General features: G+C 61.1%; 18 protein-coding genes, 1 pseudogene and 1 riboswitch. Of the genes and pseudogenes, 13 read left to right on the forward strand and 6 right to left on the reverse strand.

Annotation, left to right across the window (positions count from 1 at the left end; all coding sequences use genetic code 11):
* Positions 1-11: 11 nt before the first annotated feature.
* The 3 genes from PQQ96_RS23185 to PQQ96_RS23195 all read left to right on the forward strand — a co-directional run bounded on the left by PQQ96_RS23185 (position 12) and on the right by PQQ96_RS23195 (position 4,026).
* The gene (locus PQQ96_RS23185; protein ID WP_408297030.1) at positions 12-1,232 is read left to right on the forward strand and encodes an amidohydrolase; all 1,221 of its coding nucleotides are present in this window, start codon (positions 12-14) and stop codon (positions 1,230-1,232) included.
* A gap of 101 nt (positions 1,233-1,333) precedes the next feature.
* Positions 1,334-2,752: a purine-cytosine permease family protein gene (locus tag PQQ96_RS23190; RefSeq protein ID WP_408297032.1), complete on the forward strand. Its 1,419-nt coding sequence runs from the start codon at positions 1,334-1,336 to the stop codon at positions 2,750-2,752.
* Positions 2,753-2,883: 131 nt separating this feature from the next.
* Positions 2,884-4,026 (forward strand): porin, encoded by a 1,143-nt coding sequence (locus PQQ96_RS23195; RefSeq protein WP_408297034.1) that lies wholly within the window; start codon positions 2,884-2,886, stop codon positions 4,024-4,026.
* Between the two features lie 84 nt (positions 4,027-4,110).
* Here the strand turns inward: PQQ96_RS23195 and PQQ96_RS23200 are convergent, their stop codons facing one another.
* Positions 4,111-4,635: a GlcG/HbpS family heme-binding protein gene (locus tag PQQ96_RS23200; protein ID WP_408297036.1), complete on the reverse strand. Its 525-nt coding sequence runs from the start codon at positions 4,633-4,635 to the stop codon at positions 4,111-4,113.
* Positions 4,636-4,890: 255 nt separating this feature from the next.
* Between PQQ96_RS23200 and PQQ96_RS23205 the strand changes: the two genes are divergently transcribed.
* From PQQ96_RS23205 to PQQ96_RS23220, 4 genes are all read left to right on the forward strand, one after another.
* Positions 4,891-5,184: a GYD domain-containing protein gene (locus tag PQQ96_RS23205; protein ID WP_408297038.1), complete on the forward strand. Its 294-nt coding sequence runs from the start codon at positions 4,891-4,893 to the stop codon at positions 5,182-5,184.
* A gap of 62 nt (positions 5,185-5,246) precedes the next feature.
* Positions 5,247-5,456 (forward strand): hypothetical protein, encoded by a 210-nt coding sequence (locus PQQ96_RS23210; RefSeq protein WP_408297039.1) that lies wholly within the window; start codon positions 5,247-5,249, stop codon positions 5,454-5,456.
* Positions 5,457-5,537: 81 nt separating this feature from the next.
* Positions 5,538-7,043 carry a type I glutamate--ammonia ligase gene (gene glnA, locus PQQ96_RS23215; protein WP_408297041.1) on the forward strand — a complete coding sequence of 502 codons (1,506 nt, stop codon included), beginning with the start codon at positions 5,538-5,540 and terminating at the stop codon, positions 7,041-7,043.
* A 149-nt stretch (positions 7,044-7,192) separates the two neighbouring features.
* The gene (locus PQQ96_RS23220) at positions 7,193-7,663 is read left to right on the forward strand and encodes a universal stress protein (protein ID WP_408297042.1); all 471 of its coding nucleotides are present in this window, start codon (positions 7,193-7,195) and stop codon (positions 7,661-7,663) included.
* 70 nt (positions 7,664-7,733) lie between these two features.
* Here PQQ96_RS23220 and PQQ96_RS23225 read toward each other — a convergent pair whose 3' ends face one another.
* A complete protein-coding gene (locus PQQ96_RS23225) occupies positions 7,734-8,045 on the reverse strand; it encodes a hypothetical protein (RefSeq protein ID WP_408297044.1) in 312 nt (103 codons plus the stop codon).
* Positions 8,046-8,393: 348 nt separating this feature from the next.
* Here PQQ96_RS23225 and PQQ96_RS23230 point away from each other — a divergent pair, with 348 nt between their 5' ends.
* Together PQQ96_RS23230 and serC are read left to right on the forward strand one after the other, a co-directional pair.
* A complete protein-coding gene (locus tag PQQ96_RS23230) occupies positions 8,394-9,770 on the forward strand; it encodes a tetratricopeptide repeat protein (RefSeq protein ID WP_408297046.1) in 1,377 nt (458 codons plus the stop codon).
* The gene (gene serC, locus PQQ96_RS23235) at positions 9,767-10,861 is read left to right on the forward strand and encodes a 3-phosphoserine/phosphohydroxythreonine transaminase (protein ID WP_408297048.1); all 1,095 of its coding nucleotides are present in this window, start codon (positions 9,767-9,769) and stop codon (positions 10,859-10,861) included. Before PQQ96_RS23230 ends, serC begins: the two co-directional genes overlap by 4 nt.
* Positions 10,862-10,912: 51 nt before the next feature.
* Here the strand turns inward: serC and PQQ96_RS23240 are convergent, their stop codons facing one another.
* On the reverse strand, positions 10,913-11,683 hold the full coding sequence (locus tag PQQ96_RS23240; RefSeq protein ID WP_408297069.1) for an AraC family transcriptional regulator: 771 nt from the start codon (positions 11,681-11,683) through the stop codon (positions 10,913-10,915).
* A gap of 176 nt (positions 11,684-11,859) precedes the next feature.
* Here PQQ96_RS23240 and PQQ96_RS23245 point away from each other — a divergent pair, with 176 nt between their 5' ends.
* From PQQ96_RS23245 to PQQ96_RS23255, 3 genes are read left to right on the forward strand one after another with little or no spacing between them, the layout of a single operon-like run.
* Positions 11,860-13,302 carry an efflux transporter outer membrane subunit gene (locus PQQ96_RS23245; protein ID WP_408297050.1) on the forward strand — a complete coding sequence of 481 codons (1,443 nt, stop codon included), beginning with the start codon at positions 11,860-11,862 and terminating at the stop codon, positions 13,300-13,302.
* A 60-nt stretch (positions 13,303-13,362) separates the two neighbouring features.
* Positions 13,363-14,505 (forward strand): HlyD family secretion protein, encoded by a 1,143-nt coding sequence (locus PQQ96_RS23250; protein ID WP_408297051.1) that lies wholly within the window; start codon positions 13,363-13,365, stop codon positions 14,503-14,505.
* Complete coding sequence (locus PQQ96_RS23255; RefSeq protein ID WP_408297053.1) at positions 14,502-16,088, forward strand: DHA2 family efflux MFS transporter permease subunit; 1,587 nt, start codon at positions 14,502-14,504, stop codon at positions 16,086-16,088. Before PQQ96_RS23250 ends, PQQ96_RS23255 begins: the two co-directional genes overlap by 4 nt.
* Before the next feature lie 35 nt (positions 16,089-16,123).
* Here PQQ96_RS23255 and crcB read toward each other — a convergent pair whose 3' ends face one another.
* Both crcB and PQQ96_RS23265 read right to left on the reverse strand, forming a co-directional pair.
* Positions 16,124-16,504 carry a fluoride efflux transporter CrcB gene (gene crcB / locus PQQ96_RS23260; RefSeq protein ID WP_046565693.1) on the reverse strand — a complete coding sequence of 127 codons (381 nt, stop codon included), beginning with the start codon at positions 16,502-16,504 and terminating at the stop codon, positions 16,124-16,126.
* A gap of 79 nt (positions 16,505-16,583) precedes the next feature.
* A riboswitch (Fluoride riboswitch) is annotated at positions 16,584-16,655 on the reverse strand.
* Between the two features lie 154 nt (positions 16,656-16,809).
* The gene (locus tag PQQ96_RS23265; RefSeq protein ID WP_408297054.1) at positions 16,810-17,997 is read right to left on the reverse strand and encodes an ammonium transporter; all 1,188 of its coding nucleotides are present in this window, start codon (positions 17,995-17,997) and stop codon (positions 16,810-16,812) included.
* Between the two features lie 409 nt (positions 17,998-18,406).
* On the opposite strand from PQQ96_RS23265, the gene PQQ96_RS23270 reads away from it, so the two are divergent.
* On the forward strand, positions 18,407-20,197 hold the full coding sequence (locus PQQ96_RS23270; protein ID WP_408297056.1) for a sensor histidine kinase: 1,791 nt from the start codon (positions 18,407-18,409) through the stop codon (positions 20,195-20,197).
* Here the strand turns inward: PQQ96_RS23270 and PQQ96_RS23275 are convergent.
* Positions 20,184-20,509: pseudogene (locus PQQ96_RS23275) on the reverse strand (hypothetical protein). The gene PQQ96_RS23270 and the pseudogene PQQ96_RS23275 sit on opposite strands and share 14 nt — an antisense overlap.
* Positions 20,510-20,629: the final 120 nt, after the last annotated feature.

Raw genomic sequence — 20,629 nt, forward strand, 5'->3', positions numbered from 1 at the left:
GAGCACAAAGCATGCATATCAGCCCGCGAATTCAAACACTAGCTCCCGATATGAGAGCATGGCGGCACATGATTCACAGCAAGCCGGAGATCGCATTCCGGGAGCACGGCACAGCCGAGTTTGTTGCGACGCTTCTGCGCAGTTTCGGTGTCGAGGTTCATGCGGGAATCGGACAGACCGGCGTTGTGGGCATTATCCACGGCAGACTCGGCGATGGGCCGACTATCGCGCTTCGTGCTGACATGGACGCGCTGCCAATGAATGAACAGGGGCGGCCGGTTTACCGCTCCGTTTTTGAGGGCGTGTTTCATGGCTGTGGTCACGACGGACATGTGTCCATTCTCCTGGGAACAGCTCGCTACCTTGCCGCGAACCTGTCGTTTCGTGGCAAGGTCGTGTTGATATTCCAGCCAGCGGAAGAGATCGTTCGCGGTAGTCAGGCGATGCTGGACGATGGTCTGCTCGAGCGATTCCCGTTTGATGAAATATATAGCCTGCACAACGACCCGATGTTGCCGCCGCACAAGATCGGTGTGCGCGCGGGAGCGCAGCAAGCCTCTTCCGACTTCTTCACAATCCGCGTCAAGGGCGTAGGGACGCATGCGGGGATGCCGCACCTCGGCGTGGATCCCATTACGATTGGCGCGACCCTGGTCTCTTCGCTGCAGACCATCGTCAGCCGGTCAGTCAACCCGCTAGAAAGCGTAGTGATTACCATAGCGCGCTTCCACGCAGGCGATGCTCCCAACGTGATTCCACACGAGGCCGTGCTGGATGGAACGGTCCGGGCGTTGTCTGCCGCCTCGCGGAAACTCGCCATCGAGCGCATTCACGATATCTGTAAGGGTCTCGAGCTCGCTAATCGTACGCAGATCGATATTGAATACTCGAATAGCACACCGCCGATCATTAATAGCGAAGGTCCCGTGGCATGCGTGATCTCAGCAGCCCATGAAGTGGTCGGAAAACACAATGTCGTCGAGAGCATTGCCCCCCTAATGGCGGGCGACGATGTGGCGAACTTCCTCGAGGCCCGCCCGGGGTGCCACTTCCTGCTCGGGCAAGGTGGGCGCATGTGTCACCACCCGGAATATGACTTCAACGACGACGTGGCGCCGATAGGCGTTGCCATGTTCGTAGCCGTACTTCGCTCAAGGCTCGGTGTAGAGATCGAGGATCAGGTCGCAGCAGAATCAGTCGACGAAGGCGCGCACGAAACAACGGGATTTTGAAGAGCACGACCGGCACGGTTGGCAAGGACCCGGGTCTCGTTCGAGCACCGTTCAATCCGTTTCGAAATGAATTCTGACAAAAGCATTACATGGAGACAAGCATGGCGACTTCAGATTCCCCTTCCAGGAAAGGGGTGTTGATAGAGCGGCGCTCAATTGACTATATCCCGGACAATGAACGGCACGGCAGCCCTCTGAGCCAATTTACCCTTTGGATCAGCGCCAACCTCACCGTTACCTGTGCGGTCACGGGCGCACTTACCGTCGTACTGGGCGGCGATGTGTTCTGGTCGCTGGTCGGCCTGTTCATTGGCCAGTTGATAGGCGGCGTGGTGATGGCGCTTCACGGCGCTCAGGGACCGCAGATTGGTTTGCCGCAGATGATCTTGAGCCGTGTCCAGTTCGGCGTGTACGGCGCGATCATTCCGCTGGTGCTTGTCTGCATCATGTACATCGGCTTTCTGACGGGCGGGACGGTTCTGACGGGGCAGGCCGTTGGTCAACTGCTACATGTGAGCACCACGAACGCCATTTTGATTCTCGGCGCGCTTGTAACGATGCTGGCGTTGTTTGGCTATAAGACCATTCACGCAATGGGGCGCGTCTACAGTGTGGTGGGCGGCCTAACCTTCGTTTATCTGTTCGTTAGCCTCCTGCACGGACACGAGGTATCGACATTGTTGGGCACCCGGCACTTCACATGGCCAACGTTTCTCTTTGCCGTGTCGCTATCGGCCTCCTGGCAAATCTCGTACGGTCCGTACGTGGCGGATTATTCCCGTTACCTGCCGAAATCAACTTCCCCGTTGGTCACCTTCCTTGCCGTTGGCATTGGCTCAGTGCTGGGATCCCAGTTCGCTATGACTTTTGGCGTGTTTGCCGCAGCCATTGCAGGGGCTCAATTCGCGGGTCACGAAGTGACCTTCATGGTGGGGCTTGGCTCGGCTGGTGCTATTGCGGCGGTGCTTTACCTCGCGATCACGCTTGGGAAGCTCATTGCGTCAACGCTTTGCGTGTATGGAAGCGTCATGTCAGTCGCCACAATTACAACCGCACTAAACGGCAAGCAGGTCATTGGAAGAGGGGCGCGCCTCGTGATGATACTTGCGGTCGTCGTGACATATACAGGCCTCGCGCTTGCGGCCAATCACAGTTTCCTTAGAACATTTACCGAATTCATTTTGTTCCTTTTAGCGTTTTTCACACCGTGGAGCGCTATCAATCTGGTCGACTACTACTGTGTTTCGAGAGAGTACGTTGACATTCCGGCACTGTCCGATGTGAATGGTCGCTACGGGAAGTGGAACATTCCTGGCATTGCGGTCTACGTAATCGGTGTGGTGGTGCAGATTCCTTTCCTTTCAAGCGAGTTTTACACCGGGCCGCTATTCAATCTGCTCGGTGGCGTCGACATCTCGTGGATTGTCGGCATCGTGATACCCGGAGCAATCTACTACTGGGTCACGCGAACGCACCGTGTCGGTCACGCCGAGCGAACCATACGAGTAGATAGCCTCTAAGCCGAAGTCTCCCTGATAGGTGCGTCGCTGTCGGAAGCTGCCTCTTGCGCATTGACGCAATGAGGCACGCCGAGGGCGTCGGCACGTCCATCGTCTTCCCTGAAGTTCCTTTTTTTGAACCGGAATAAGAAATGAAACGCCATGTACTGCTAGGTGGCTTTATGGGTGTATTTGCGCTCACGGGGCATGCGCAATCGAGCATCGCGCTTTATGGTCTGATCGACAACGGCATTTTCTATTCAACGAATCAGGGCGGCAATCATGCGCTTCAATTTGTTGCCTCACCTACCGAAACGAGCGTATGGGGCTTACGCGGCGCGGAGGACCTCGGTGGCGGAAATAAGGTCATTTTCAAACTGGGATCTGCCTTCTCCACTGCCAACGGGACAACATGGCCGAGTGGCCGTCTATTTGGGGACTACGCGTGGGTGGGCCTCAGCAACAGCACGACCGGCACGTTGAAGATGGGGCGCATGCTGGACTCCGTTGGAGACTACCTGGGGGATTTCGCAGCGGGAGGGAATTGGGGCGGCGTCCTTTACGCACATCCGCTCGATAACGATAACCTCTGGGGGACTTATATGGTGAACAACGCCATCAAGTATCAGAGTACCAGTCTGGCGGGTCTGGAGTTCGGCGGCATGTACGCGTTTAGCAATAAGTCGGCTGCAACTTCAGGCTCGGGATCTGGCTTTGCGGACAACCGATTGTGGGCAGCCGGTGTGGCGTATTCGGCGGGGCCGGTGAGGCTCGCGGCGGTGTACGAGCAGCTCGATAATTCAGGCGACGACGTGCCTGGCTCGTATGGCGCGGTGGATGTCGCTGATGCAAACTTCACGGCCGCAAGGCAACGGATCTTTGGGGTAGGTGCTAGCTATGCGCTTGATCACATTGATCTGAGCGCCAACGTCACGCGAACCGTTCTTTCCTCACCCACCGGTGAGTGGCAGAACACCCAGTTCACAGGGGCAGATTCAATGAGCTTCAACAACTACGAAATCAATGCTGTCTACCATGCGACGGCTTCGCTGGATCTGAAGGGTGCGTATACCTATACCACTGCGAGCGTTAGCGGGAGATCGCCGCACTGGAACCAGCTTGGCCTGCTGGCTGAATATGCCCTGTCTAAACGAACAAGTCTGTATGCGGATGGTGTCTATCAGCGGGTTCATGGGGACGGTTCGCAGTTTTCGTATGCCCAGATCAATAGTCTTTCCCCAGCCTCAGGCGACTCGCAGGCATTGCTCGGCGTGGGAATAAAGCACCGATTCTAGGGGCCATCCATTAGCAGCCCTGAACTCGAGGCGTTGCCTTGATGACCCCTGGCCCTTCACGGCGCCGCCGACAGCGGCGTCGCACTATTTGATCGTATCAGCGGCCACCTTGCACACAGCAGCGTCCTGATCGCCTGTGCCGCCGCTACAACCGATCGCGCCGACAAGCTTGCCTGCTTCTACGAGAGGAAATCCTCCCGGCGATGCCACCAGCCCCGGATCTAGCGTGGTCACATAGGCATGTCCGGCCTCAAACTGGTTGTAGAAGGCCCGGGTTTCGCGACGAAATCGTGCTGACGTGCGCGCTTTGTTCTGCGATATCGCGATCGACGCATACTGCGCACCGTCCATTCGTTCGAACGCGAGGAGTTCGCCGTGCGTGTCGACGACCGCAATGTTCATTTTCCAGTCGTGTTTCTTCGCTTCGGCTTCCGCAATCGCGAGCAGCCTCTTCGCGATGTCCAGACCAATCGGCGTGCCGTAGGGAATATCGAATGGCATCTTGTCGGGCGTTCCGCCCGCGGACGGATGTGAGGCCGGGGTTTGCGCCGTTGCAGCGGTCGCCACGACGAGGCAGGTTGCGCACGCGATCTGGACGAGGTTTTGCATCGCACCATCTCCTGACAGTTGGCCCGATAGTTGCCAACGTAGCGCGAGGAGGGTCGGCACGCAAGGTCATTTGATCATCACGAATACAAGGCGATTTGCCACAACCCATGAAGCCAAACGCCCGGTAGCGCGCGCTTCCATTGCCTACACTCAGGTTACGCGCAGAACGCTTTCAGGCAATCCGATCGCAGTAGCGTTCGCGGTCGAGCTTGCGCGTGTGAATCCCGACTCGTATTAATCGTAAGGGGAATCGTCATGGCGACTTATGTGGTTCTTGCACAATTCACCGATCAAGGTATACGCACCATCAAAAACAGCCCGCAGCGGGCCGGTCAAGCGGCGGAACTGGCCAAAACCTTTGGCTGTGAGATGAAACAGATCTACTGGACAGTGGGCAAGTACGACATTGTCACGGTCATCGACGCGCCGGATGAGCAAAGCTTCGCAGCTTTTGGCTACGCGCTGGGGTCCGCAGGCAATGTCCGCACGCAAACGCTTCGTGCATTCACGAAGGACGAATGCAGTGCGATTATCGGCAAACTTCCATAAAACTGTCAGTCATCCGGTACGCAAGCCGTTTTCTTTCCGCGACGCTTTCTCAGGAGGTCACGATGAACACACAGGCAAACGACAGCGAAGACGTACGTGCATTCGTTCAAACAGCCGAGCAGGCTGGCGAGTATGTCTGGGTCATTACGCTGGTCGATTTCGGGGCACGAAAGGTCAAGCGGGCAATGGTTTCGGACGACACATTCGCCATGCGCGCGGCGGCTCAGGACGCTGGCGAAGCCCATCTGAAGGCGCTGGCGCAAGACCGCTAGCGAGGCGGCAGGCGCCTTGTTTTCGCTTGCGGACCGACTAAAGTTGGACCAAAGGCAGTGTGCCGCGAGAGGAGGAAGCTCATGTCCACTACGCCACAAGCTTCGGCATCGCCTCTCGCGGTGTCCGTCGAAGCAGGCCGATTCCATGTCACTCGACCAGCAAGCGGGAACGATGTGATCGACCTCGTGCGAAGAAATAATATCCAGATCGTCGATCTGAAGTTCACGGACTTACCTGGACTCTGGCAGCACTTCTCGATCACGCTTCCTGAAGTTCACCCGGACCTGTTCAGCGCTGGAATCGGCTTCGACGGTTCGTCGATCCGCGGCTTTCAGGAGATCCACGAATCGGACATGCTGCTCAGACCCGATCCGGCGACCGCTTTCATCGATCCGGTTTGCAGCACACCGACTCTGTCGATGATCTGCGACGTGGTCGACCCGGTTTTGCAACAGCCGTATTCACGCGACCCACGCTACGTGGCGAAAAAGGCGGAGAACTATCTACGCCAGACCGGTATTGCGACCACCTGCTATGTCGGGCCCGAACTCGAGTTCTTCGTTTTCGACTCCATCCGCTTTGGTCAGGACCAGCACTGCGGTTTCTACTATGTCGAGTCGTCCGAGGGCGACTGGAACACAGGCCGTGATGAGGGCGCTTACGGCGGCGGCAATCTCGGCTACAAGCAGCGCTACAAGGAAGGTTATTTCCCGGTGCCGCCTCACGACACGCTGCAGGAAATCCGCTCGGAGATCGCGTTGACGCTGGAGCAGGCCGGCGTGCAGATTGAAGTGCATCACCATGAGGTTGCGACAGCCGGCCAGAATGAAATCGACATGCGGTTTGCCACGCTCACGCGCATGGCCGACAACGTGATGATCTACAAGTACGTTTGCAAGAACGTGGCACGCCGGCACGGAAAAGTGGCCACGTTCATGCCCAAGCCGCTGTTTGCCGACAACGCGAGCGGCATGCATTGTCACCAGAGCCTGTGGCAGGACGACAAGAATCTCTTCTACGACGTGAACGGTTGGGCGCTGACTTCCGACCTGTGCCGCTGGTACATCGGCGGCTTGCTGCAACACGCCCCCGCGCTGATGGCCTTTTGCGCTCCGACCACCAATTCATACAAGCGGCTGGTCCCGGGGTACGAGGCGCCCGTCAATCTGGCGATGTCGCAGCGCAACCGTTCGGCCGCGGCGCGCATCCCGATGTATTCGGATTCGCCCAACGCGCGGCGCGTGGAGTTCCGCTGCCCGGACCCGTCGGCCAATGCGTACCTGGCTTTCGCGGCGATGCTGATGGCCGGGCTCGATGGGATTGAGAACCGGACCGATCCGGGCGATCCGCTCGACCGGAACATCTACGACCTGCCGCCCGAAGAGGCTCTCAACATCCGGCAGGTTCCGGGCTCACTCGACGCGGCGCTCGCGGCGCTGGAGGCGGATAACGCGTTTCTGCGCAAAGGCGATGTTTTCACCGAAGACGTGATTCAGACCTGGATCGAATACAAGCGCGAACGCGAGATCGACCCGATCAAACTGCGCCCCCATCCCTGGGAGTTCTATCTGTATTTCGATACTTAAAAGTAGTATGGGAACTGGCTATTCGCGGCACTGCGCCAGGGTGACTATACTCAAAGAGGCCGCCTCTGATTCAGGTTCACCGGGTTCAGGTGGGAGAGGCGCCGGGCAGGATTTCAACGCGAATCGGCCAGGTCGCGGGGGAGAGATGTATGTTCAAGCATCTACTGGTGCCGACCGACGGTTCGGCGCTTTCTGAGGCCGCCATTCAGATGACGATAAAGCTCGCGGTGGAAAGCGGCGCCAGAATCACAGGACTGCATGTCATCCCGGAGTTTCATGTCCTCGCCTATGGCACCGAGATGATCGCGGACAACGAGGATCGCATCATTCAGACCGCCCGGCAGCGTGCGGACGACTACCTGGGGATTGTCAAAAAAGCGGCTGCGCAAGCGGGTGTCGAGTGCAATACAGTTTCCACGAGTCGCGCCCATCCGTATGAGGCGATTATCAGCGTTGCGGCAGAACAGAACTGCGATCTCATTGTTATGGCGTCCCACGGTCGAAGCGGCATGCGGGCGCTTTTGCTTGGCAGCGAGACCCAGAAGGTCCTGACGCACACTCGCATTCCGGTCCTCGTCGTCCGGCAGTCGACGCCAACCGGGTTACCTCCAGGGAAATAACCCGGCCGGTGGCCGAGCGAGGGGCGCTAGCCCGCACGCGTGCGCCGGTGACCTGGCCGTGAGCGAACCGTTACGCGGTGGTGTTGATGTTGCTGCCCAGTGCTACACCGTTGAGGGTGTAGGTCGGCGTCGATCCGTTAGGCGTGGTGGTTGTGGTGGAATCCGTTTGCGACAGGAGACTGTCGGTGTCGGTCGACGATGACGTGCTTGCCGTCGAGCTCAAGGACGATGCAGCACTTGCGTGATGGCCGTGGTGGCCGCCATGCACGCGCTTTTCGGTCGGCGGCGTCTGACCGGGCAGGTTACTGGCAGCGCTTTGAGCGGAATTACCCTGAACTGTCGGGTAGATGTTTCCAACGGATGTAATGCCGGAAATAGACATGTTGCTCCTCGGGGATGAATCGACGGGTGGCCGCGCCGTCCAGCGGTTCGCGATCGATTGTCGCGAACGGTGCAAGCATGCGTCGGTTGACCCCCTGGTTCAATGCACAAACGTAATCATCACCCGATTTCGTATTACGAGAAGTTACGTTACGTGGTCTTCGTAACGGCCGGTAAATCTTTGAATTCAGGTCCCTATCAGCACGGCGGGAATGCGCTGCTATGCTGCCTTCCTTCGTCCCGTCTGGTCAGTTTTTACCTGTGCAAGCAGGCAAGCGGACCGTCTTAATCTTCGCTTCATCTGGCTGCAAGCATTGCGTCAGGTTTCCGCATGCGGCGGTCATCAATCATGTCCATCGATCGTCTTTTTCCCCTGGCGTCCTCGCACCATCAAGCGGGACAGCTTGACCTCGCCGAAAGCCATTACCGTGATGCGATCGGTATGGATCCGGACCACTGGGACGCTCGCTTTGGCCTCGCACAGGTATTGATCCGGCTGGATCGGTTCGACGAAGCCATCGGCTGGCTCACGCAGTTGCTGAACAGCGCCGGCGACCAGGTTGCGGTGTATCGACAGCTTGGCCTCGCCGAGGCGTGTGCGGGCCGACGGCAACGCGCGCTCGATTATTTCGAGCGTGTCCTTGAACACGATCCCAACGATCCCGCGATCCTGCATATCGTGGCAAATTTCCAGCAGGCGTTAGGCCGCGATGCCGAGGCGGACGCAAGCTATCGCCGTGCGCTGAAATTGAAGCCGCTCATCACGGTCCCAGCCGTCGTCGCATCACCGCATTTCCGTGTGCTGTTTGTGTTCGGACCCAACGCAGGCAATACGCCCATTGAGTATCTGATCGAGCAGGCGCGCTTCGAAAGCAATGTCATCACGCTGCTGCTGGATATGGACTACGACGTCGATCGGCTGCGCATCTATGCGGACGTGGTCGTCAATCTGATTTCCGACGTGGATCGGGGGCAGGCTTTCCTCGGACCCGCGCAAGCATTTGTAGACAGTGTTGGTCGTCCCGTCATCAATCCCCCGCAAGCCATTGCAGAGACGAATCGCGAGTCGGTTGCGCGGCGTCTCGCGGAAGTACCGGGCTGCAGCGTTCCGCAAACGCGTCGCTATCCAGCAGCCGGGTTGCGCGAATTGCTGTCGTGCGCCTCGCCGCCTACGTTGCCGTTTCCGCTGCTGGTGAGGCCGGCAGGCACACACGGCGGGGACGACTTCGAGAGGGTGGAGGATCGCGCGCAATTGCTGGTCTTCCTGAACCGGCACGACGCAGGCAGCTACTACCTCACGCCGTTTGTCGACTACCGGTCCACCGACGGCTATTTCCGCAAGTACCGCTTCGTCTGTGTCGGCGACGAGATCCTGCCGTACCACCTCGCCATTGACGACAAATGGAAGGTCCACCATGTCACGACCAGTATGGCGAACCATACGTGGATGCAGGCTGAAGAGCAGGCGTTCCTCGATGATCCGTGGCGCGTCTTCGGCGTAGCGCAGCGCGCGGCGCTGCAGTCGATTCGTGACGCGATGGGATTGGCGTATTTCGGCATCGATTGTGCGCTTGACTGTGATGGCGCGGTTGTCGTGTTCGAAGCCAATGCGAGCATGCTGGTTCATGGTAACAACAGTCAGTTCCCCTACAAGAAGGAAGCGGTGGAGCGCATCAGGCAGGCGTTTCACGCCTTGCTCGAAAGACGCGCCCTGGAGGCAAAGTGAAGTCCAATGCATTGAATTTTTCCGGCGGTCCCGGCGCGCTTCCCGAGACGGTGCTGGAGCAGACGCGCGAGGCGATTACCGCCGTGCCGGAAACGGGCATCTCCGTGCTCGGCATGAGTCATCGCTCGGACTGGTTCCGCTCGATACTGAACGAAGCCGAACAGAACGTGCGCGCGTTGCTCGGACTCTCCGACGACTACGCCGTGACATTCCAGCAGGGTGGCAGTAGTTTGCAGTTCGCGACGATTCCGATGAATTTCGCCGGGAAGGGATTCGCCCCGCCCGAATACGTGACGTCCGGCTACTGGAGCGGCCGGGCGACCGCGGAGGCGGCTAAAATGACGGAGCGCAAGGTTGCGTGGGACGGCCACACGACCGGCTTCCGGGAATTGCCCGCCCTCGATAAGCTGGACATCTCCCGCTCTGCCGCCTATTTGCACTACGTGTCGAACGAGACCGTGGAAGGCTTGCAATTCCCTGTGTGGGAAGGCGCCACGCAAGTCCCGCTGATTGCGGACATGTCGTCCGATTTTCTGTCGAAGGTTTTCCGGCCTGACGATTACTCGATGATCTATGCCCACGCCCAGAAGAACCTGGGGCCAGCGGGGGTGACGGTTGCGATCGTCAAGCGTTCGCTGCTTGAGCGCATACCTGATGGTCTGCCCGCGATCCTCGATTTTCGCACCCACGTATCGCACGGTTCGAACTACAACACGCCGCCCGTGTTCGCGATCTATGTGCTGACGTTGATTACGCGCTGGCTACGCTTCGATATCGGCGGTCTGCAGGCGATGCAAGACATCAACGAAAGGAAGGCGGGGCGGCTGTATGACACGCTCGACGCTTTGGAGGGCGCAGTGAGTGTTCACGCAGACCGTCGCTGGCGCTCGCAGATGAACGTGTCGTTCACCTTCGGCGATGCGCGGCTCGACGATGCGTTTGTGGCCATGGCGCGTGAACAGGGCATGGTTGGGCTGGAGGGGCACCGTTCGATTGGTGGATTGCGTGCGTCGCTATACAACGCCGTGACCGAACAGGCCGTGGATATTCTGGCGAATGCACTTACGGAATTCAGTCTGCGACGGGCTTGAATAGCAATACTGTTTGGACACACCGTAGCGTTCCGGTGCCTTGAAGACGTCTCATTTGAAGTACTCGCTGGGCGCGACCCCCAGCACCTTGCGAAACATCGCCGTGAATGCACTAGGGCTGTCGTAGCCGTGTTCAAGGGCGACATCGAGCACCGATGCGCCGGTTGCCAGTTGCGGAAGGCTCAGCAGGACCCGTGTGTGACGGCACCACGAACCATGCGTCATGCCCGTCTCGCGCTGGAATGCCCGGGCGAACGTGCGTGCATTCATGTTGGCCCGTTGCGCCCAACCCTGCAAGGTCGCATCGAGCGACGGCTGCGCAATCAGTTCAGCGCACAGTTCGACGAGCGCAGGATGACGTGGCATCGGCACATGCAATAGCAGAGGTTCGGCAGCGCAGATCTCATCGAGGATCAACTCCAGCACGCGCCGTTCCCGTCCACCGTATCCGGCGGCCGGCCGGATGCCGACCGCGGTCACGATCAACTCACGCAGCAGCGCGCTCACCAGGATCACCCTGCAGCTGTCCGGCAAGGTGTCGCGCGCGTTGGCTGCCACGTAGACCGTGCGTATCTGTACATCGTTGGCGATTTCGATTTCATGGAGTACGTCGCCAGGCACCCACACTGCGCGGCCCGTCGGCACGATGCAGCTACCGGCGGCCGAACGCACAATCATCACACCCGAGATGGCGTAGATCAATTGAGCGCTGCTGTGCGCGTGTGGCGGAAACGTGGTGCCGGCGGGTTGATCCGTGGCGAGCACGGTGACGGGCGCGACTTCAAGTGCCTTCTGGCTTTCGAAAAAACCGAAGCTGTCCATTTCGCGATGATGCATGGCAATTCTTCGAGCGATGACCGGATCGCAGGACTCTACCATCTGTCCTCTGATTCCACAGCCGGGCATTTGTCATGGTTCCTTCGGGCTCTTTCTGCATCGCCTCTCTCACCGCTAAGTCTCTCTTTCGTCCCGCCACGAGGCGTCGACCGCGCGTGCGCGTGCCACGTCGCTTCACCCACGTGCCGCTGCGCATGGCCTGCGTTGCAGCATTGGCGCTGCTTGGCTCAGCGTGTTCGCTTGAGGCGCCGTACCGTGCGCCACAGGTGTCGGCTGCAGCGTCCGCGCCGTTCATCTCCGCGGAACATGCGCCTGTCGCACAACAGCCTTTGCCTGACGATTGGTGGCGTCTTTATCAGGACCCCGTGCTTGACGGTCTGATTCAGCAGGCACTCGAGCAGAACCGCGATCTGGCGGTCGCGGCCGCGCGTCTCGCGCAGTCGCAAGCGGTGCTCAATGAAACCGGCGCCGCGAGGCTGCCCGATACGCAGCTTGCACTCGGCGGCAACTACGGTAAGCAGAACGCCGATCAGATCGTCGCCGCCGCGCGGCGCGAGTCGGCTGATACGCGTTGGGCTTACGCGCCTTCGCTGGCGGTCTCGTACGAAGTCGATCTGTGGGGGCGCGTGCGCCATCTCGTCGAAGCGTCGCAAGCCGATGCTGACGCGATGCAGGCGGCATCGGACGCGGTCCGCGTCGCCGTCGTCGCATCGACAACCGACGCGTATATGCACGTGTGCGCCTACGGCGAACAGATCGACGTGGCTAACCGTTCGCTCGGGATCGGCCAACGCGTGGTGGACCTGACCACCCGGCAACGCAATCGCGGGCTGGTGTCCGATCTCGAGGTCACGCGCGCGAGCGGGTTTCTCGACGAAACGCGGGCGACACTGCCGACGCTCGAGGGCAAGCGTCGCGCGGCGCTGTTCGAACTGGCCGTGTTGCTGGGCCGCCCGCCTGGCGAGTTTCCCCATGCCGCCGAGCAGTGCCGTGTCGCGCCGGTGCTTAACGCGCCGTTCCCGGTTGGCGACGGCGCCGCCTTGCTGCGCCGTCGTCCCGACCTGCGCGAGGCGGAACGCAGGCTGGCAGCCGCCGACGCCCGGGTCGGCGTCGCGCGTGCCGATCTGTATCCGTCGATCGTGCTGGGCGGCTCGGTGAACTTCCTGTCGACGACCGGCAGCCTCGCATCGCTCGGCGATCAGTACGCGGTGGCCTGGGGCGTGGGGCCGTTGATCAGCTGGCGCTTTCCCAACATGGCGGTGAGCCGCGCGCGGCTGGCGCAGGCCAAGGCCGGCAACACGGAAGCGCTCGCCCAGTTCGAGCGCAACGTGCTCACGGCGTTGAAGGAAACCGAACAGGCATTGACCTTCTACGGCGCGCAGTGGGAACGCCAACGCGCGTTGCAGGCTGCCCGCGCGAACGACGCCCGCGCTTTCCATCTTGCCGAACTGAATTACCAGGCGGGGGCGCTGGACTTCCTCGATGTGCTCGATGCGGAGCGGAGTCTCGTTGCGGGCGATGCGGCGCTCGCTGTGTCGACTGAAGCACTCGCGTCGGATCAGATCGCCGTGTTCAAGGCACTCGGTGGCGGCTGGCAGCACTAGCCCATTCGCCCATCGCGCTGCCGCGCCGCGTGTCCGTTAATTTCTCATCAAGGTCTTGATATGAGTACCACTGTCGTTCCAGGAAAGACTTCGCCGTTTAGCAGAAAAACCCTTGCGCTGGCGGGCACGGCGATCGCCGTCATCGCGCTTGCCGTGCTGGGCGTTCGCTGGTGGACCGTCGGCCGTTTTATCGAAAGCACCGACGACGCCTATGTCCGCGCGGATGTGGTAACGGTCAGTTCGCGCGTGCCCGGCTATGTGATGACCGTCGACGTTGAAGACAATCAGCCGGTGCACCAAGGGGATGTACTCGCGCACATCGACAGCGCGGACTACGCGGCTAAAGTCGCAAGGGCTCAGGCGACCGTTGATACGGCGCTCGCGACCCTGCACGCGGAGCAGGCGAACATTGCCACGCTCGACGCGCAGATCGCCCAGCAACGCAGCGTGATGGACGCCGCGCAGGCGGATGTTGCCGCGGCGCGGGCAGGCGCGAACCGCCGCAAGTCGGACGCCGAACGCTACCGGCAGTTAGCGGCGGAACAGGCGTCGAGCGCGCAGCGCTGGGAACAGGCGCATGCCGACGCACTCACGGCCGACGCCGCGCTTGCCAAGGCCGACGCGACCGTACAGATCCAGCGCGGCCAGCAAACCGTGCTGGAGAAGCGCCGGACTCAAGGCATGGCGGCCATCGAGCAGGCGCAAGCGCAGCTCGGTGTGGCGCGCGCGGCGCTGTCGCTCGCGCAGATCGATCTCGACCACACGACGATTCGCGCGGCGAGCAACGGCACGGTCGGCCAGCGCGGCGTGCGAGCGGGTCAATACGTCGAGACCGGGCAACCGCTGCTCGCCGTAGTGCCGCTTCAGGATGTCTACGTGATCGCCAACTTCAAGGAAACGGAGGTCGCCGCAATGAGCGCCGGCCAGCCGGTCGAGATCGATGTCGACACCTATGCGGGGCATCCCTTGCATGGGCACGTGCAGAGCATTGCACCAGGCTCGGGCGCGCAGTTCGCGTTGCTGCCGCCCGACAACGCGACCGGCAACTTCACCAAGGTCGTACAGCGCATTCCCGTGAAGATCCAGGTGGACGCCGGTCAGCGCGAGGCCATCAGCCTGCGGCCGGGCATGTCGGTGGTCGCTCGCGTTCACACGGGCACCTCGGGCAACGCGGTTACGCAGCCCGCCGCGAGCCGCTCATGAGCACGACAACCGCTGCTTCTCCTACTTACGATCCAGGTTCGCTGCGCGCGTGGGTGGCCGTGCTCGGCGGCGTGTTCGGCTGCTTTATGGCCGGTATGAACGTGCACGTCACCAATGCGTCGTTGCCCGATATTCGCGGCTCGCTCGGCGCGAGTTTCGAGGAAGGCTCGTGGATCACCACGGCGTATCTGGTGGCGGAAATCATCATCATTCCGTTGACCGGTTGGCTCGTGCGGGTGTTTTCCATCCGCCGTGTGATGCTGGTCGGGACGACCGGCTTCCTGGTCTTCTCGCTGGTGTGTTCGGTGGCGCCGACTATCGATGCGATGATCGTCGCCCGCGCGTTTCAGGGGGCGTTCGGCGGCGTGCTGATTCCGCTGTTGTTTCAATTGATCGTGACGGAGCTGCCCGCGTCACGGCATCCCCTCGGTATGGCCTTGTTCGCCGTCGCCAACAACGTGGCGCAGGCGGCTGGGCCTTCTCTTGGCGGCTGGCTGACCGACATGTATTCGTGGCGCTGGATCTTCTATCTGCAGATCCCGCCCGCGCTCGTGCTGCTGGGCGCAATCGGCTGGGCGATCAAACCTGAGCCGGTGCATCTGGACCGTCTGCGCAAGGCAGACTGGCTTGGCATCACGACGATGGCAATCGGACTGAGCGCGCTGCAAATTGTGCTGGAGGAGGGCGGACGCAAGGACTGGTTCGGCTCGAGTTTCATTGCGAACATGTTTCTGATTGCGGTCGCTGGACTGGCGATCTTCGTGGTCGTGCAGCTTCGTCGCGAGGAACCGTTCATCAATCTGAGGCTGCTGGCTCGCTACAACTTCGGCATAGCGAGTCTGATGCAGTTCCTGTTCGGTGGCGTGGTGTTTGCGGTCGTGTTTCTCGTGCCGAACTACTTTGCCGAATTGCAGGGTTACAGCGCGCGGGATATCGGCGTCATGATGGTGCCGTACGGACTGGTTCAGTTTGTCATGTCGTTCCTGACACCGCCGTTAATGCGCCGCACCAGCGCACGCACGGCCATCATCGCCGGGTTCACGCTCGTCGCCATCGGCTGTCTGATGAACATTCATCTCGACGTGAACGCATCGGCGAACGTCGTCGTACCCTCGCTGATCGTGCGTGGCATTGGACAATCGCTGGTGGTGGTCGCACTCGGTGTGATGGCCGTTGACGGCATCGAGAAAAGCCAGCTTGGATCGGCCTCGGGTCTTTTCAGCATGGTGCGTAATCTGGGCGGCGCGATCGGCATTGCGATCGCCAGTCAGATCGTGGTCGAACGCGAGAAGCTGCACGCCGCGCGTATCGGAGAAGCGATCACGCCATTCAACGGCGCGTTTCAGGAACGCATGATCGGCATGGTCAGGATGTTGACGCAGAGTCATGTAGGACGGACCGATGCGATGGCAGCGTCCGGACTCGCCGGCACACGTGAAGTGGCGCTGGGGATCGTCGACAAGGTGATCGGCCGTGAGGCGCTTCTGATGGCGTACAGCGATACCTTCTTCGTGGCAGGTATTGCGATGCTTGGATGCACGCTAGCCGCGTTCGCTTTGCGCAGCCGCAGGAAAAGCGCGTAGCGATGGGAATCGCCGGACGCATCCAGCGCCGGTTTTCAGCGCGCCAGCAACGAAACGGTAGCGATGCCGAGGATCGTCATCACGAGCGATGCCCCCACGTGAATGACGATCTCGCCAGCCGCCCAGCCGAGCCGGCCGTCCTGCAAGCGCTGCACGACTTCCGCCGAGAACGTCGAGAATGTCGACAGACCGCCCATCAAGCCCGTGATGACGAAGAGCCGCCATTCGGGCGCGATCTGCGGCGCCCGCGCGAAGCCCGCGACTGCGACGCCGATGACGTAGCCGGCGATCACGTTAGCGGCGAAGGTGCCGAGCGGCAAACCCGTGAACAGGCCGTTCAGACGGATGCCGAGAAACCAGCGGAACAGTGAGCCGAGCGCGCCGCCAATGCCGACCGCGAGAATGGACAGATACATGCACAAGTACTCTGGAGAAGCGAAATAGTCGACAAGCCGGACTGATCGGGAGGCGTGATGCCGCGTCCGCGGTGATCCGGGCGAAGCAGGCATCATCAGCCATCAAGGGCGGTTTGGAGAATGCCAGGAGAATGCCATCTCCAGCGCGCAAGTCTAGCATCGGCGGGGGCATTGGGGACCGATGAGCGCATTCGTGGCGCGCTCGTCGTGGCGGCCAGGGGCGTCGGCCGTGCGGGCAAGCGAACGCGACACCTCGGGCGCGCCGCTCGCCGTGTTGGGTAGCTAACGCGTCAGCCGGCCGATTTTCACTCGGGCGTTGCGGAAATCTTATGAATCGACAGGTCCGCGCCGTTGTATTCGTCCTCCTGGTCGAGTCGCAGACCCACCGTCAGGCGAATCGCCCCATACACGAGCGTGCCGCCGAGCGTCGCCACCACGATGCCGCCCAGCGTACCGATCAGTTGCGCCCCGAACGACACGCCCCCGAGGCCCCCCAGCGCATGCAAGCCGAAAATTCCGGCGGCGAGCCCACCCCACGCGCCGCACAAGCCGTGCAACGGCCATACGCCGAGCACGTCGTCGATACGCCAGCGGTTCTGCACGCAGGTGAACATAGTGACGAACAGCACGCCCGCGATGCCGCCCGTCACCAGCGCGCCGAGCGGATGCATCACGTCGGAGCCGGCGCAGACGGCGACCAGCCCGGCGAGCGGGCCGTTGTAGGTGAAGCCGGGGTCGTTGCGGCCCGCGAGCCATGCGGTCAGCGTGCCGCCGACCATTGCCATCAACGAATTGACCGCCACGAGGCCGCTGATCTTGTCGATGGTTTGCGCGCTCATCACGTTAAAGCCGAACCAGCCAACCGTCAGCACCCAGGCCCCCAGCGCGAGGAACGGAATATTCGACGGCGGATGCGCGGCGATGCCGCCGTCGCGGTGATAGCGACCGTGGCGCGCGCCGAGCAGCAGCACCGCCGGCAACGCGACCCAGCCGCCGAACGCATGCACTACCACGGAGCCGGCGAAGTCGTGAAACGGCACACCGAACACCTGGGTGAGCCAGCCTTGAATACCGAAGTTGCCGTTCCACGCGATCCCTTCGAAGAACGGATAGACGAAGCCGACCAGCACGAAGGTGGCGAACAACTGCGGATTGAATTTCGAGCGCTCGGCGATGCCGCCTGACACGATCGCCGGAATGGCCGCGGCGAAGGTTAGCAGGAAGAAGAAGCGCACTAGCGCAAAGCCGTTGTGCGCGGCCAGCGACTCGGCGCTGCCGAAGAACTGCACGCCATACGCGATCGTGTAGCCGATGAAGAAATACGCGATCGTCGAGACCGAGAAGTCCACCAGAATCTTGACTAGTGCATTGACCTGATTCTTTTTGCGGACCGTGCCGAGTTCGAGAAACGCGAATCCCGCATGCATGGCCAGCACCATCGCGGCACCCAGCAAAAGGAAGAGGGTATCCGTGCCGGTTTTCAGATTTTCCATCGATGTGTCCCGCTTATGCCAAAAAAGCGGGCATGGAATGCAAGAAGCGGGCCAAACTTGTGCCATTAAGCGTCTATCAGGTGCAAAACCGCACCGGAATGGGTTCAGCGTCACTCATTGCCGATCAGGCGGTGCATCATGTTTTGCACCTCGAACAACGACAAAAGCACAACACAAGTGCATGACTGTTTCATAACGGTCCTCATGATCCAAATATGGGCATCACATTCGATTTGATTTACGTTTAATTCAAAAGCCTGACGTTTTATGCGCATTCGATGCGCACGGCGCCGTATTGGGCGGCAGAAGCCCGGTCGATGGCGCATCGTCTTTGTCTTCCTGTGCAAAGGCCGACATAATGTGCCGTCCCGCGCATGATCTGCCGGCCATCGACCTCCAATGCGTACGCATGAGACTGACCACTAAAGGCCTGTTGCTGATCGCAATTCCGGCCCTCTTCGAACTGGCGCTGCTGTCTGGTCTGGTCAAGGCGCAGTCCGACGCGACGCAAGCCGAGCAGTGGGCGATCCATAGCGAGGAGGTGCTGCGTCAAACCATCGCGATTCTCGATCCGGTGCTGGGCGAGTCCGTGGCGCTCCGTGGCGCAGTGCTCGCCAACGACACCCGCTTTACGACGCCGGTCACCTTGTGGATGGACGTCGACCGTCGCATCGACCAACTGGCCGAGCTGGTTGCCGATAATCCGGCGCAGGTCGAGCGGGTGGTGCAGGTGCGCCAGGCAGTGCAGGGGTACCGCCAATGGTCGGACCGCATTCAGGATCTGCTGCATTCGGGGCGGCGGCGCGATGTGCTTGATCGCTTCCGCGATCTGGCCTCGGCCGACGTGCTCGATCGCTTCCGTCAGGAGGTGGTGGCCTTCCAGACTGAAGAGCGGCGTCTCGACTCGTTGCGCTCGAACGCCGCCGAGGCTGCACGCGAACGGCAACAGATGCTGGTCGTCGCGGCCGTGCTCGGCTCGTTACTGTTCGTGGCGCTGGCCGTCTGGCTGTTCACGCGCGGCGTGCGCGGCCGGCTCGCGGTGCTGTCCGATAATGCCGGGCGCCTCGCGGGCAACGAGCCGCTGGCTCCAATTAGCCCGGGCCGCGACGAAATCGCGCGGCTCGATCTGACCTTGCATGAAACCAGCCGGCGTCTGCTCGAAGCGGAGCGCATCCAGGCGCGGTTCCAGTCCGATCTCTCGCGCCGCACCGGCGAACTGGCGCGCATCAACGAGACCTTGCGGCAGCAGACCGAGGAAAACGAAATGTTCATCTACAGCGTGTCGCACGACCTGCGTGCGCCGCTGGTGAATCTGCAAGGCTTTTCGAAAGAACTGATTCGCGCGTCTGACGAACTGCGCGCGGCGCTGCGTCAGTCGTCGCTCGCGGCAGAGCCGCGGCAGCGCATCGAACGGGTGGTGGACGAGGATATCGGCGAAGCGCTGCACTTTCTGCAGACGGCTGTGCTGCGGGCATCCCATATCATTGACGCGCTATTGCGGCTGTCGCGTGTCGGCCGCGTCGAGTACCGGCAGCAAAAGGTCGAAGTGCGCGATATCGTGCCGCGCGTAGTCGATGCCATGCAAGCGTCGATCCGGGCGCGGCGGGCGCACGTTATCGTCGATGAGTTGCCGGCGGTGTGGGGCGACCCGACCGCGCTCGAACAGGTGTTCGCGAATCTGATCGGCAATGCGGTCAATTATCTGGACCCGGCGCGCGAAGGCCAGATCGAAATCGGTACGACACCGGCGCCGCCGGGCGTGCATTCGCTTCGGATTTTCTACGTGCGGGACAACGGGCTGGGCATTCCTGCGGTCGCGCTGCCGCGCCTCTTCAATGCCTTTCAGCGGCTGCACGGCAATGTGGCGGCGGGGGAAGGCATCGGCCTGGCGCTCGTGCGACGCGTGGTGGAGCGCCATGGCGGGCGTGTGTGGGCGGAGTCGAAGGAGGGCATGGGCACGACGTTTTATCTGTCGCTGCCCGAAGCCGAGGTGCGGGCTGTGCAACGGGCTGTCGAAACGCCTGCTGCAGTGGTGAATGGCGTTCACACGGTTCGGGGTGTGCGCGAAGTGCGCGCGAGCCCCGGTGATCGTGAGGGCTCGGGTCTGAGCGGCGGTGCGACAGGGCGTGTCGCTAATGCGGGCAAAGCCGCCAATGCCGCCAATGCCGCCAATGCCGTGCCCGGCATCAGTACGCGGTAAAGAGTCGGCGCGGTTTGAGCAGTTTGCCGCCGCGAATCGACCAGTAGCAGCCGCAAACAATCAGGATCGCGACGCCGGTCAGCGCCTCGAGCGGCGCGGGATGCAGGCCGGGCATGCCGTCCAGCGCGAACAGGCCGTGCGCGACGATCAACAGCGCGGCCCACAGCGAGCACGCGGCTTGCGCCAGCATGCGCGTGCCGGCCAGATGCCGCGCGCGGTTTTCTCGCGACCAGTTGGCCGGTGTGCGCGCGCAGAAAAAGCAATCGCCATCAAGGTGACAGCGAGAATGACGATCCAATCAGTCAGTTCCATGGAAAAAGGCTCCAAAGTCAACCGGCGACTATAGGAAAGCCTTCCGCTGAGAACCATCGGACTAGTCTCAAATGCAGGTGTTTTTTGGCGAGCGCGCATTGCCGCGGGGGGCAAGGCGCT

Origin of the sequence: Paraburkholderia sediminicola (assembly GCF_046027825.1) — a bacterium.
GTDB lineage: Bacteria > Pseudomonadota > Gammaproteobacteria > Burkholderiales > Burkholderiaceae > Paraburkholderia > Paraburkholderia sediminicola_D.